The 12266-nt window shown below is 48.3% G+C and carries 14 protein-coding genes and 1 tRNA gene; 11 read left to right on the top strand and 4 right to left on the bottom strand.

What is annotated here, in order from left to right; translation table 11 throughout:
• Nucleotides 1-25 precede the first annotated feature (25 nt).
• On the top strand, nucleotides 26-766 hold the full coding sequence (locus IV40_RS05005; RefSeq protein WP_057769290.1) for a GH25 family lysozyme: 741 nt from the start codon (nucleotides 26-28) through the stop codon (nucleotides 764-766).
• Between the two features lie 149 nt (nucleotides 767-915).
• Here the strand turns inward: IV40_RS05005 and IV40_RS05010 are convergent, their stop codons facing one another.
• Nucleotides 916-1326, bottom strand: coding sequence for a DUF4828 domain-containing protein (locus IV40_RS05010; RefSeq protein ID WP_057769291.1), 411 nt, complete (start codon nucleotides 1324-1326; stop codon nucleotides 916-918).
• Between the two features lie 158 nt (nucleotides 1327-1484).
• On the opposite strand from IV40_RS05010, the gene IV40_RS05015 reads away from it, so the two are divergent.
• The 9 genes from IV40_RS05015 (at nucleotide 1485) to IV40_RS05055 (ending at nucleotide 9542) form a co-directional block, all read left to right on the top strand.
• On the top strand, nucleotides 1485-2492 hold the full coding sequence (locus tag IV40_RS05015) for a Gfo/Idh/MocA family protein (RefSeq protein ID WP_057769292.1): 1008 nt from the start codon (nucleotides 1485-1487) through the stop codon (nucleotides 2490-2492).
• 1 nt (nucleotide 2493) lies between these two features.
• Nucleotides 2494-3705 carry a DEAD/DEAH box helicase gene (locus IV40_RS05020; protein WP_057769293.1) on the top strand — a complete coding sequence of 404 codons (1212 nt, stop codon included), beginning with the start codon at nucleotides 2494-2496 and terminating at the stop codon, nucleotides 3703-3705.
• Between the two features lie 184 nt (nucleotides 3706-3889).
• Entirely contained in the window at nucleotides 3890-4252 is a 363-nt protein-coding gene (locus IV40_RS05025) for a PTS lactose/cellobiose transporter subunit IIA (RefSeq protein ID WP_057769294.1), read from the top strand.
• 54 nt (nucleotides 4253-4306) lie between these two features.
• The gene (locus IV40_RS05030) at nucleotides 4307-4720 is read left to right on the top strand and encodes a DUF3284 domain-containing protein (RefSeq protein WP_057769295.1); all 414 of its coding nucleotides are present in this window, start codon (nucleotides 4307-4309) and stop codon (nucleotides 4718-4720) included.
• Between the two features lie 84 nt (nucleotides 4721-4804).
• Nucleotides 4805-5320 carry a MurR/RpiR family transcriptional regulator gene (locus IV40_RS05035; RefSeq protein ID WP_057769296.1) on the top strand — a complete coding sequence of 172 codons (516 nt, stop codon included), beginning with the start codon at nucleotides 4805-4807 and terminating at the stop codon, nucleotides 5318-5320.
• The gene (locus IV40_RS05040) at nucleotides 5286-5555 is read left to right on the top strand and encodes an SIS domain-containing protein (RefSeq protein ID WP_057769297.1); all 270 of its coding nucleotides are present in this window, start codon (nucleotides 5286-5288) and stop codon (nucleotides 5553-5555) included. Before IV40_RS05035 ends, IV40_RS05040 begins: the two co-directional genes overlap by 35 nt.
• A gap of 158 nt (nucleotides 5556-5713) precedes the next feature.
• On the top strand, nucleotides 5714-7081 hold the full coding sequence (locus IV40_RS05045; protein ID WP_057769298.1) for a PTS sugar transporter subunit IIC: 1368 nt from the start codon (nucleotides 5714-5716) through the stop codon (nucleotides 7079-7081).
• Nucleotides 7082-7162: 81 nt separating this feature from the next.
• Complete coding sequence (locus IV40_RS05050; protein ID WP_057769299.1) at nucleotides 7163-8641, top strand: 6-phospho-beta-glucosidase; 1479 nt, start codon at nucleotides 7163-7165, stop codon at nucleotides 8639-8641.
• A gap of 1 nt (nucleotide 8642) precedes the next feature.
• Nucleotides 8643-9542 carry an ROK family protein gene (locus IV40_RS05055; protein WP_057769300.1) on the top strand — a complete coding sequence of 300 codons (900 nt, stop codon included), beginning with the start codon at nucleotides 8643-8645 and terminating at the stop codon, nucleotides 9540-9542.
• A 242-nt stretch (nucleotides 9543-9784) separates the two neighbouring features.
• Here IV40_RS05055 and IV40_RS05060 read toward each other — a convergent pair.
• The 3 genes from IV40_RS05060 to IV40_RS05070 all read right to left on the bottom strand — a co-directional run bounded on the left by IV40_RS05060 (nucleotide 9785) and on the right by IV40_RS05070 (nucleotide 11332).
• A tRNA-Arg gene (locus IV40_RS05060) sits at nucleotides 9785-9858 on the bottom strand.
• 47 nt (nucleotides 9859-9905) lie between these two features.
• A complete protein-coding gene (locus tag IV40_RS05065; RefSeq protein ID WP_156404236.1) occupies nucleotides 9906-10073 on the bottom strand; it encodes a hypothetical protein in 168 nt (55 codons plus the stop codon).
• A 23-nt stretch (nucleotides 10074-10096) separates the two neighbouring features.
• Complete coding sequence (locus IV40_RS05070; RefSeq protein WP_057769302.1) at nucleotides 10097-11332, bottom strand: aminopeptidase; 1236 nt, start codon at nucleotides 11330-11332, stop codon at nucleotides 10097-10099.
• A gap of 258 nt (nucleotides 11333-11590) precedes the next feature.
• Here IV40_RS05070 and IV40_RS05075 point away from each other — a divergent pair, with 258 nt between their 5' ends.
• Nucleotides 11591-12223, top strand: coding sequence for a TetR/AcrR family transcriptional regulator (locus IV40_RS05075; protein ID WP_057769303.1), 633 nt, complete (start codon nucleotides 11591-11593; stop codon nucleotides 12221-12223).
• The last annotated feature ends 43 nt before the right edge of the window (nucleotides 12224-12266 follow it).

Genomic DNA, 12266 nt, shown 5'->3' on the forward strand with positions numbered 1-12266 from the left:
TAGAAGCGACTGGAAGTGAAGCAAAATGGGCAGACATTCTCGTCCGCATCAATTTAGATTTCCATGGAAAACGGTCAGTGTGCTCGTCGTTGTGGGTCTCTTGATTACGCTTGGTGTCTGGTTCTTCGGCCGTCAGGAAAGCCGTCCCAGCAAGGCACATTATCCGGAGCTGGGGTTGTCGCTCACACAAGCAGACGGCTACCAGGATTTTCAGCAATTACAACAAGAAGGCGTCAAATTTGTTTATTTAAAAGCGTCCCAAGGCTCCGATTATACCGACGATAACTTTGCCGGTAATTACGACCGTGCCGTCGGAACAAATATGTATGTCGGTGTTTACCATTATTTCAGTTTTGACACGTCGGCCGCAAAACAGGCCCAGAATTTCGAAGCGGCCGTCGGAGAACAGGTCGGCAATCTGCCGCTGATGGTGCATCTTGAGTATTACGGTCCGTATCGCAATGAGCCGCCCAAGACCAAAGCAGCGCGTGCACGCTTGAAAAAGTTTATCGAGCTAATCACAGCCTATTATGGCAAGGCGATTATTATTCAGGGTGCGCCGGATATTTTGCACCAGCTAGTCCCCAGCAGCTGGAAAAACCAAGAGTGGGTCATTCAGACCAGCAAGCCTAAAAAGACTGAGAAAATTGCGTTTTGGCAGTACAGCCCAACGGCGCGTATCCCCAAAAGCTCGATTGACCAGCGCTTTGCCTTGTCCGTCTTTAACGGGAGTGCCGCTCAGTGGGAAGCATTTGTGCGGAAATAATGTGCGGCAAAGGGCGCTCAGAAAGTGAAGCTTAAGCAGCTTTTTGACCGTTAGCATAAAAACATAAAAGTTTGGATATCATTCCAAAAAAACAGCTCCTTAAATGCCTTTTTGCATTTAAGGAGCTGTTTTCGTATCAAAAGTACGCCTTATTGTGGGGCTGCTTTCGAATCGTCCGGTTCCGTTTTGGGTGCCGGCGGTTTAAGTATTTGGTAAGAACGGTCTTCGGCTTCATCATAGATTTCGTAGGGGCCGGTCTCATCGGCGTTGATTTTAAGCTGATAACCATAATGGTCTAAAAAAGTCAGCGTTGTGATCGTCACACCGATGATTTGGCCATCGAGGACCTGACCATCGAGTTTGATTGACAGATTCGACAGAATCTGCAGCGAATGCTTTTTATTGGTAGGGCCATCGACGAAATGCCAGATGCCGACATAGGCTTGGGCGAGTTCGTCCTGTGCCGGACGCTTCGCCTTCGCTGTGTGGCGGCCGAAAATAGTTCCCATTACGTTTGCTACGGTTGTCAACGGTGCCGTAAGCCGTTTTTTCTTTTTCAAGCCACCACCTCCATCTCAAGCAATTCTACCACGAATCTGCCTGAATTTGGCGATTCGGACGCATTTTCTTAACGGAGATTTAAAGAGTCATGTGGCAGCGCTTTTGTTCGTTTTGGCAAACTGTTAGAATAAGGGTAATTCAAAAAGGAGCTGAGAAAATGCGTACATTAGGAACGATTGGTACAGGCTGGATTACCGGTCAATTTGTGCAAGCGGCAATGGAAACGAATGCATTTACTTGGAAGGCTGTTTATTCACGTTCGGCTGATAAGGGCCGCAAATTTGCGGCGGACAATCAGGGTCAAGACGTCGATGTCTATAGCAATCTGGATGAATTCATGCAGGGCGATTTCGACACCGTCTATATTGCTTCGCCGAATAGTCTGCATTTCGAACAAGCCAAACAGGCCATTTTAGCCGGCAAGAATGTCGTGGTTGAAAAACCGGCGTTCACGAATCCCGCCGAAATGGATGCCATCGTCGCACTTCTGAAGCAGCATCCAGAACAATATCTCTTCGAAGCAGCTCGGCATATTTATGAAGATAACTTCGATCAGATTCAGCAAATTATTACAAATGCCGATCATATCGACGGGGCGACGCTGACGTATATGAAGTATTCATCTCGTTACGACCTCGTTTTGGCTGGCGAAGAACCGAATATCTTCTCGCCACAATTTGCTGGCGGTGCTTTGCAGGATCTCGGTGTTTACCTAGTGTACGATGCTGTGCGCTGGTTCGGTGTGCCTGAAAAGGTGCTTTACAAGCCGACCATGCTGCGGACAGGTGTCGATGGCAAAGGGACGGCCATTCTGCACTATCTCGGCTTCGATGTCACTCTAATCATGGGCAAGACGGTGCAGTCGTATCTGCCATCCGAAATTTATTCCGGCAAGAATACGATTTGGACCAACAATGCTGGTACTTTTGACGAAGTCCGGCTCTATGAAAATAATGGTGAAACGCATCAGACTGTCGGTACGAAGCCGGACAAGAATCCGATGGACGCCGAAGTCCGGGCCTTCTCAGCCATCATGGCCGATAAAAATGGGCAGAAGTACCTCAACCTGCTGAATTTGAGCCGTCAAGTCAACCAAGTGCTTTATGATTTACGCCAGTCCGCTGGGATTGTGTTCCCACAGGACGAACAAGAAATGGGGAAATAGTTTGAAAGTAGCAGCACCTTTTCAGGAATACTGGCAGCAGCAGGGATTTACCCAGTTCTCGCCGATTCAAGAAGCCGTTTATGAACCGCTGAAAAACGGCCAGTCCGTACTGGGACTCGCTCCCACCGGCTCCGGCAAGACACTTGCTTTTGCCTTGCCGCTGTTAGAAACAATCACGCCGAAAGCTGGTCTGCAGGTGCTGATTCTGGCGCCGTCGCAAGAACTGGCGATTCAGCTGCGGGATGTTATCCAGCCGTACGCTAAATTGGTCGGCATCACGCTGCAGAGTGTGACCGGGAAAGCTAATCGCAAGCGGCAGCTGGAGAAGCTGAAGGCGAAGCCGGAAATGATTATTGCCACCAGCGGCCGCCTAATCGAATTGGTTGCCCAGAAGAAGATTAAGTTGAATCAGTTAAAGACGATTGTCGTCGATGAAGCCGATGCTGTCTTGGCTGACGACCGGATGGAAAATGTCCGTGAAATCGTTGACTTAGTGCCGCACTTTCCGCAATTGGCCTTCTTCAGTGCGACCGAATCGCAATTACTGCAGGAGCTGCCGAAATGGTTCGGCAAGGACATCCAAGTAATCGATGTCCGGTCGATCGACCATACGCAGGGACAGGTGCGCCATGAGCTTATCCAAGTGTCGAATGTCCGCAAGCCGACCGTTTTACGCCAGTTAGCGCATCAAAAAGGGATGCGGGCGTTAGTCTTTTTCAATCAGGAATCTGCCTTGCAGAAAACGGCAGCCACTTTGAAACACCACAACGTGTCCTTTGCGATGCTGGTCAGCCATAGCCGCCAAGTCGAACGGCAGGCTGCCCTGCGTGAATTCCGGCAGGGTAAAGTAGCGCTGCTGCTGGCAACGGATGTCGCCGCACGGGGATTGGATATTGCCAATTTGCCGACCGTTATCAATTACGATCTGCCGCAGAAGCTCACGACCTATATCCATCGAGTCGGTCGAACTGGCCGGATGGGTGCCAACGGTGAAGTGATCAACCTTGGCGATGACCACGATAAACGGGATCTTCAGCATCTGCTGGGCGATCAGTACCAGCTCATCAAGGTCACGGCGCCGCACACGACCGAAATGACCCAACCGAAAAAACAGACGGATGAACATGCCGCTGCGCCAAAAACGGTGCCGACTAAAAAGAAGCACAAAAAAAATCGCAAACGGGCGCAAAAAAATAAAGGAAAACATAAGTAAAAGAAACAAGCTCAACCACGCCGTTGAGCTTGCTTTTTTGTACCCACAAATATCCGCAGGAAATGTATCCGCTTTAAAAAGGGGATTGTAAGCCCTTTACATTTATGGTAAAACTATAATCGTAAGCTTTGTACCGGACCAGGTACAATGACAAAAAGGATCATTTGAAAAGGAGAATTGTATCATGGCAGAAGAGAAGCAGACTGAACAGACAGACGACGAAAAACAAATGCAGACCATCATGGGGCTCATTATCAACGGTGGGAACGCCAAGAGCGATTCCATGGAAGCCATCCAAGCTGCAAAGAAGGGTGATTTCAAGAAGGCCGACGAAAAATTAGCCGATGCCAACAAATCTTTAGCGGAAGCACACAACACACAAACGGGGATGCTGACACAAGAAGCCCAAGGCAATCATGTCAAGGTCAGTTTGTTAATGGTTCATTCGCAGGATCATTTGATGACAGCAATCACTTTCCATGATTTAGCCGTTGAAATCGTCGATTTGTACAAAAAAATCGCCGGTGTCCCAGTCGACGAAGATTAGTTTTAAAGCGTTACCCACAGCACAGCAGGTTTAAGCAGAGAAAGAAGAATTAGTATGAAAGTTACGAAAACATTGGATGTACCAGCAGATTTCTTTTACAAACGCGTGATTGATTCCGTTCTGTTCGATATCCGCAAGCAGACTGGGAAAACTGTTCCCGTAGCGGCATTAAAAGGCTTTAAATATCGGAAGGATTTCGGCAACGGCAACAGTGCTGATATCGAGATTACTCAGGCCATCCAGAACCAGAGTTATCACTACAAGACTGTGTCCAACCGGAATACGTACGAGGCCAGTTACAACATTTTCCCAATTGATGACAAGTCGATTAAGGTCGTTTACAGTGAACATGTCAAAGCAGCCAACTCGATGCAGCGCACCAACGATATCATCGTTCAAATGCTGCTTGGGTTCTTGCGGAAACGCAATTGCAAGAAGATGCTGTCTCAAATTGCGGCTTCTTATTAGATCTGATTTTGTTTAAACCGTAAGGGTCTGTGACAAGCAATTGTCCAAACCCTTTTTTGCGTATCTGCGAAAGGAAGAATCACGATGTTTTCAATGACAGATGTCAAAGAACTGAATAATCTGGAACTAATGGTGTACAACTATATCGTCGCCAACCACACCGCCGTTGAGACGATGACGATTCGCCAGCTCGCCAGCAAGACCCACGTTTCGACGACAACCGTGCTTCATTTCTGTGAAAAAATGGGCTATTCTGGCTTTTCAGAGATGAAATATGCCTTGAAGATCGACCGGCAGCAGCGCGTCCCGCACACTCAGCCGTATCAAGTCGGCAACGAGATTGAAGGCTTTCTGCAGAAGGTCGACGACCCCGATTTTGCCGTTATCCTGCAGACGGCGACGCAAATTATTTTGACGGCCCGTAACTTGTATTTCTGGGGAATTGGGACCAGCGGCAGTTTAGCGCAATATGGGGCCCATTATTTCTCCAATTTAGGTTCCTACGCACTGGCGATTACCGGCCCGTTTCCCCAGCCAGTTTTTCCAGCATGCGGCGGTGATTGTTTTGTCAGTATCTGGCGAAACGGAACAAACGCTTGATCAGGCCCAGTTTTACCAGCAGAACGGCGGCCAAGTGATTGCCATTACCAATCAGGGCAATTCAACGTTGGCGCACATGGCCGATCTTGTCATCCCGTATTACATGCCGGAACGGATGCTCGATGACATCAATTTGACCACCCAGATTCCCGTCGTTTATATCTTAGAATGCCTTGCCTATCAGGTGCAGAGTGTCAAAGCGGCGGCCAATCAAGATGCAACCCCGAAAGCGTGAAGCAGCGCACAAATTGTTTTTTCGACTCGCATTTGTTTTTTTACCATGTGGAAGCATTTACAAAGCCGGTCGGCGGCTCGTATGATAAATAGTGAAAGCGAATCCAAAACAACTTTGGCCAAAGAAAATGATTCGTTTCATAAAAGGGGTGTATCAACATGAATGAGTGGATCAACAACAAATTATTACCACCAATTATGAAATTCGTGAATACAAAAGCCATCAACGCATTAAAGGATGGGATGATTTACAGTATTCCGTTTATCATTATCGGATCAATTTTCTTGATTTTAGCCAACTTGCCGATTCCATCATGGGCAGCGTGGATGCAGAGTACGGGATTAACTGCTTATTGGAACGTTGCTTACAATGCGTCATTTGGGGTCATGGCGATCTTTGCGGTCGTCGGGATTTCATACGTCTGGGTCCGTGACGATGGGTTTGAACCCTTAGCCGCAGGTCTGACAGCATTAGTTAGTTTCTTCCTGGTAATGCGTCCTTCCACAAACGTGGCGAACGCAGCCGGCAAGGTTTTGATTACTGGTAAAAACATGGGGCTCTTCGGCGGCGGTTATATCGATCGCACATGGTTAGGCGGTCAGGGCATGATTGCAGCTATTATTATTGGAATGCTGACCGGATGGGCATACTCATGGTTCTTAAAGCGGAACATTACCATCAAGTTACCGGAACAAGTACCTGCTAACGTTGCGAACTCGTTCGTTGCTTTGATTCCGGCCAGTGTGATTGTAACCTTCTGGCTGATTGTTTACATGTGCTTCGACTTCTTCGGTCATACAACGATGACCCAGTGGATTTACACCGTTGTGCAGACACCATTACAAGGTTTGACCGATACTTTCTGGGGCGCCATGGCAATCGCCGTATTGGTCCCATTCTTCTGGTTCTTCGGGGTGCATGGTGCCGTGATCGTCAGTGGGATTATCAGCCCATTGCTGCAGGCGAACGCTCAGGCCAACGCTGCTATTTTAAAGGCACATGGGGTTGTCAATGCTTCTAATGGCGGCCACATCGTTACGCAGTCACTTTTGGATCAATTCGGGACAGTCACTGGTTCTGGGGTCACGATTGGATCAGTCATCTTCATGGTCTTCTTTGCGAGATCAGAACAGATGCGCAGTTTAGGAAAACTGAAAATTGCGCCGATGATTTTCAACATCAACGAACCGATTCTGTTCGGGATGCCGATTGTAATGAACCCGATGCTGGCAATTCCATTTATTTTCACGCCAGCCATTTCAATGGGCTTGACCTACTTTGCCATTAAATTTGGGATTATCCCGTACTTCACTGGTGTCATGGTTCCTTGGACAACACCAGCAATCATCAGCGGGTTCTTCGTCGGCGGTTCTTGGAAGACGGCCGTCTGGCAGGCTGCCATGCTTGTTTTGACCTTCTTCATCTACTTACCATTTGCACGTAAGCAGGATAGTATCTACTACGCTGAAGAAAAAGCTAATGAAAAAGCCGACACCACAAGCAACGACAAAAAAGTGACGGCTTAATCTCAAGTAAAAAAGGAGTCCCATCCTTGCGGCGGGCGCTCCTTTTTTACCATTCAAATCACATGAGAAAGAGGAATTCACATGAGTCACACATTACCGAAAAATTTTTTATGGGGCGGCGCAGTCGCGGCCCATCAACTAGAAGGTGCATGGGATGTTGCTGGCAAGGGGGTCAGTATTGCTGACATTATGACTGTTGGTTCGGCGACACAGCCCCGTCAGATTACGGATGGTGTCCTGCCGGGCAAATATTATCCGAACCACAAGGCAATCGATTTTTACGATCGCTACAAGGATGATGTGAAATTATTTGCCGAAATGGGCTTCAAATGCTTCCGGACATCGATTGCCTGGACCCGAATTTTCCCAAATGGAGATGAGGAAGAACCTAATGAAGCCGGCCTCCAATTCTACGACGACTTGTTCGATGAATGCCTGAAATACGGCATCGAACCTGTTGTAACGTTGTCGCATTTCGAAATGCCGTTCCACCTCGTCAAAGAATATGGCGGCTGGCGCAACCGCAAGCTAATTGATTTCTTCATGCGGTTTGCCGAAGTCTGCTTCCATCGTTACCGTAACAAGGTTAAGTACTGGATGACCTTTAACGAAATCAACAACCAGACCAACTATGAAAATGCGTTTTCGCTGATGACCAATTCGGGAATCATGCCTCGTCCGGGCGAAGATGCTCAGAAGGCGATGTATCAGGCGGCACATTATGAACTGGTTGCCAGTGCCAAAGCGGTTGAATTGGGCCACACAATCAATAAGGATTTTCAGATTGGAAATATGATTGCCATGTGTCCGATTTATCCGTTGACGCCGCAGCCGGAAGATATGATGGCGGCCGAACGGGCGATGGAAACGCGTTATTGGTTTGCCGATGTGCAGTGCAACGGCCAATATCCAAACTGGCTCGAAGCATTTCAGGATGCGCACCATTACGACTTGGATATTACCGATGAAGATTTGGAACAGCTGAAACGCGGTACCGTTGATTATATCGGTTTTTCCTATTACATGTCCTTTGCCACCAAAGCTGGTCAAGACACCACAGAATACGAATTCAACGAAAACACAGACCTCGTTAAGAATCCGTATGTCCAGGCCAGCGAATGGGGCTGGCAGGTCGACCCGGTCGGTTTGCGGTATGCGATGAACTGGATGAACGATCGGTATCATTTGCCGCAGTTTATTGTTGAAAACGGGCTGGGTGCCCGTGACGAAGTGACTGCTGATGGCCGGATTCATGATGCCTATCGGGTCGATTACCTCCGCAAACACATTGAACAGATGAAGGCAGCCGTCGAAATCGACGGCGTCCAGCTGCTGGGCTACACGCCATGGGGCTGCATTGATTTAGTTTCGGCCGGTACAGGTCAGATGGAGAAACGGTACGGCTTCATTTACGTTGATGAAAATGACCAAGGTGAGGGCACTTTGCAGCGCAGCAAGAAGGATTCCTTCTACTGGTTCAAGCAAGTGATCGCCACTAATGGAGAAGATCTCGCCGGCGATGGCCGTCAGGCTGCCGATGCAGATCTCGGGAACAAGTAAAATGAAAAAATATTTAGGAATCGATATCGGCGGAACGACGCTCAAAGTCGGACTCGTCGACGAAAGCGGGCATCTTTCCCATTTTAAACAAGTCAAAACAGCCGCTCATGGTGATGAAATTCTGAAGACAATCGGCCAGTTGAGTTGTGACTATCAAAAAATCACACCGATTGAGGGAATCGGCGTCAGTGCACCTGGAATCGTTCATCAGGACGGTTTCATGACCACTGGCGGCGCCATTCGGGATTTCTACCAGGTCAATCTGAAGGATTTGATCGAAGCTCAAACCGATTTGCCGGTCAGCATCGAAAATGATGCCAATGCCGCAATCATTGCTGAAAAATGGCTTGGCAATGCTCAAACGTACCATAACTATATTATGCTCGTTTTAGGAACCGGCGTTGGCGGCGGCATCGTCATCAACGACCAGATTTATCGGGGCCGGCAGGGAATGGCCGGCGAGTTCGGGATGATGAAAGTCGTGCCGACCCAGCCAGGGCAGGATGAACGCCTGGCGACACTGAGCTTAAACGGTGCCGTTGTCGGCGGATTGCTTGCCGACTACAACAATCGCGCCCATGACAACGTGACTGATGCCCGTGTTCTGTATGAACGGGCGGACCAAGGCGATTCAAACGCACAGCACGCCTTCCGTCATTTCTACCTGAGTTTGTCCAATTGCTTGAATAATTTGGCGCTAGCTTACGATCCCGAAGCCATTTTGATTGGCGGCGGCATCAGCGCCAACGCTACCTTTATGAAACAATTGATTGCTCGCTGTCAGCTTGACAAAGACGCTAACAGCGATACGAAACCCTTAGATTTTGCACCAATCATGGCCGCTAAACTCCAAAACAACGCCGGGATTATTGGTGCGGTCTATCAACTGCTCCATCGTTAAATAATCAAACCGTTAAACCACATTGCATCGTGTGAAAAAATCGAAATAAGAGAGAAACAGAACGTGTCCCCAATCACGTTCAACCACAGCACAGCAAGTATTTGCGAGAAAGAGAAAACACCGCCGGCAGGGAACCGGCGGTGTTTTTGTGTGGGTCATTCGAAGGTTGAAGCAATAAAAAAGCCAACCTATTTTTAAAGCTTTCAAAAATAGGTTGGTCAAAGGTTGGTGAATGCTTGAAATGACCCCAGCTGGAATCGAACCGGCGACCTATCGCTTAGGAGGCGATCGCTCTATCCTGCTGAGCTATGGGGCCAGACTCATTGCATTCAGTATAAAAGTTTCTAAAAATCGTGTCAATGACTAGACGAGATGCTGGGCCAGCCAAGTTTGTGTGTACAGGAAGGTTGCCGCTAAACTGATGATGCCGATGACGGCAATCAGCAGCAGTATTTTACTGGGCTGGTGCTTGATTAGGTTAACAATGCCCATGCCTAAACAGAAAACACTGACCAGCGTTTCGAGACTCATGATGAATAACAGGCCGCCGTACATTAGACCCAGTCGCCCGCACGGAAAATCGGCACAATTGTTCCGTCAGCTGTGACGCCGTCGATATTCATCTGATTCGAACCGACCATAAAATCGACATGAATCTGACTCTGATTGAGGCCGGCTTCCTGCAGCTGGAGCTGGTTCATTTCAGTCCCGTCAGCGACACAGAAAGCATAGGCTGCACCCAGGGCCAAGTGATCGGAGGCGTTCTCATCGAAGAGGGTGTTGTAGAAGGTAATCCCAGACTGGGAGATTGGCGATGGGTCAGGCACGAGTGCACATTCGCCTAATGAACGTGAACCTGGGTCAGTATCGAGCAAATGCTGGAGAACATCGTTGCCTTCATCGGCGAAGGCCTTTACGACTTTGCCATCTTTGAATTCGAAGGACATGCCGGACAAAGTTGTGCCAGCATAGCTCAATGGCTTCGTCGAAACGACAGTGCCGTCGATTCGCCGGTAATCCGGCGCCGTAAACACTTCCTCGGTTGGCATGTTGGCCATAAACGTTTCCCCAGCGGCGTTTTTGCTGCTGGCACCATACCAGATATGATTCTTCGGCAAGCCGATTGTCAAATCGGTGCCAGGCGCCATGTAATGGAGATGGTCGAATTGGGCTTGATTGAGTTCGGCAGCTTTAGCAGACAATTTTTGGTCATGGTCGCGCCAGGCCTGAATCGGGTCTTCCTGGTCAATCCGGCACGTCTTGAAGATTTCTTCCCACAGTTTATCGACGGCATCGGCAGGTGACAGGTCAGGAAAGACCTTTTCGGCCCATTTTTGGCCGGCCGCCGCTACAACTGTCCAGCTGACTTGGTTGGCCTGTGTCGCCTGCCGTAACGGCCGCAGCAGTTTGCCTTGGGCCGTCTGATAAGTCGCAATCCGTTTCGAGTCGATGCCTTCGAGATTAGCTGGGTCAGAGGACATCACTGAAATGCGCTTGGCTTTCTTAGCAAGCCATTCCTCATATTGCTTGCTTTCGTAGTCGGGGACTTCGGCCAAACGGTCTTCGTCAGCATGGTCAAGCGTCAATCGCTCGATGGTGTCGTCCTTCCATTGGACGAGAACTTGGGCGGCACCGTAATCATAGGCAGTCGCCACAATGTGATGGGCGAGTTCGGTCTCTTCGGTCGTAATTTGGAGGACAACGGTGTCGCCCTTTTTTACATTGATGCCAACCTGGACAATTAAATCGGCATATTTTTGCAACTGAGCTTCAAAATTCGGAAGTGTCATTGTCGATTCCTTCTTTCATAAGATATTTTCTTCAGCGTACGGCATTTTGGGTGGGCACGCAAGCAAAACCATTTTTAGGCACAATAACTTTTTTGCAGAAACTGGCGAGGCGCTATTTTAAATCACGGGCATAAATGGTAAAATAACGATAACAAAGAGGTTGGAATACATATTTGTGATATTTTATCGAATAAAATTATTGATTTGACACGATAAAATAACGCGACAGTCTGTCATTCGGATAAAGGGGTATTGTTTATGGCACGAAAGAAAACGATTACGAAAAATCAAATTTTAAATGCTGCCTATGACTTGGTGGTTGAAGAAGGGTTTGCACATTTCACGGCACGCAACATTGCTAAACGCATGAATTGTTCGACCCAACCGATTTATTTAGAATTTGAATCCATGAAGGCGCTGAAATTGGCCGTCCTGGATAAGATCGAAAACTACTTACGTGAGGAAGGTTTGAATCATACTTATACCGGCGAACCGCTGATCGATCTATCGCTTTCTTACATCAATTTGGCAGTGGAGGAACGGCAATTGTTCCGGGCTGTTTTCGTCGAAGATTACTTTGGCACAGAAGAAATGCGCCGTTTCGGGTTTGAATTGGGTTTAGAACGGCTGGACAAACTGCCAGCTGGTGCAGAATTCGACCCAGAACAGAAAACCAATATTGTGACCGGCATTTGGATTGCCGCCGCTGGGATTGCCGCATTGGCTTCGGCCGGATTTATCGGAATTACGAGAGACCAGATGACTGAAATCTTACGGACCGTACAGGATTATTTCTTCAAGAATCATGATTTGAATTCAGCCGAAATGACAGCTGAGGTTCAGCAGCAGATGACCGAAACGATTACGGAGGATCTTCCCAAGAGCGTTTAGGAGAGTCGAAGTAATCGCTTTTGTCATGTTCGGAAGATTGGTA

The organism is Lactobacillus selangorensis (assembly GCF_001437205.1).
Lineage (GTDB): Bacteria > Bacillota > Bacilli > Lactobacillales > Lactobacillaceae > Paralactobacillus > Paralactobacillus selangorensis.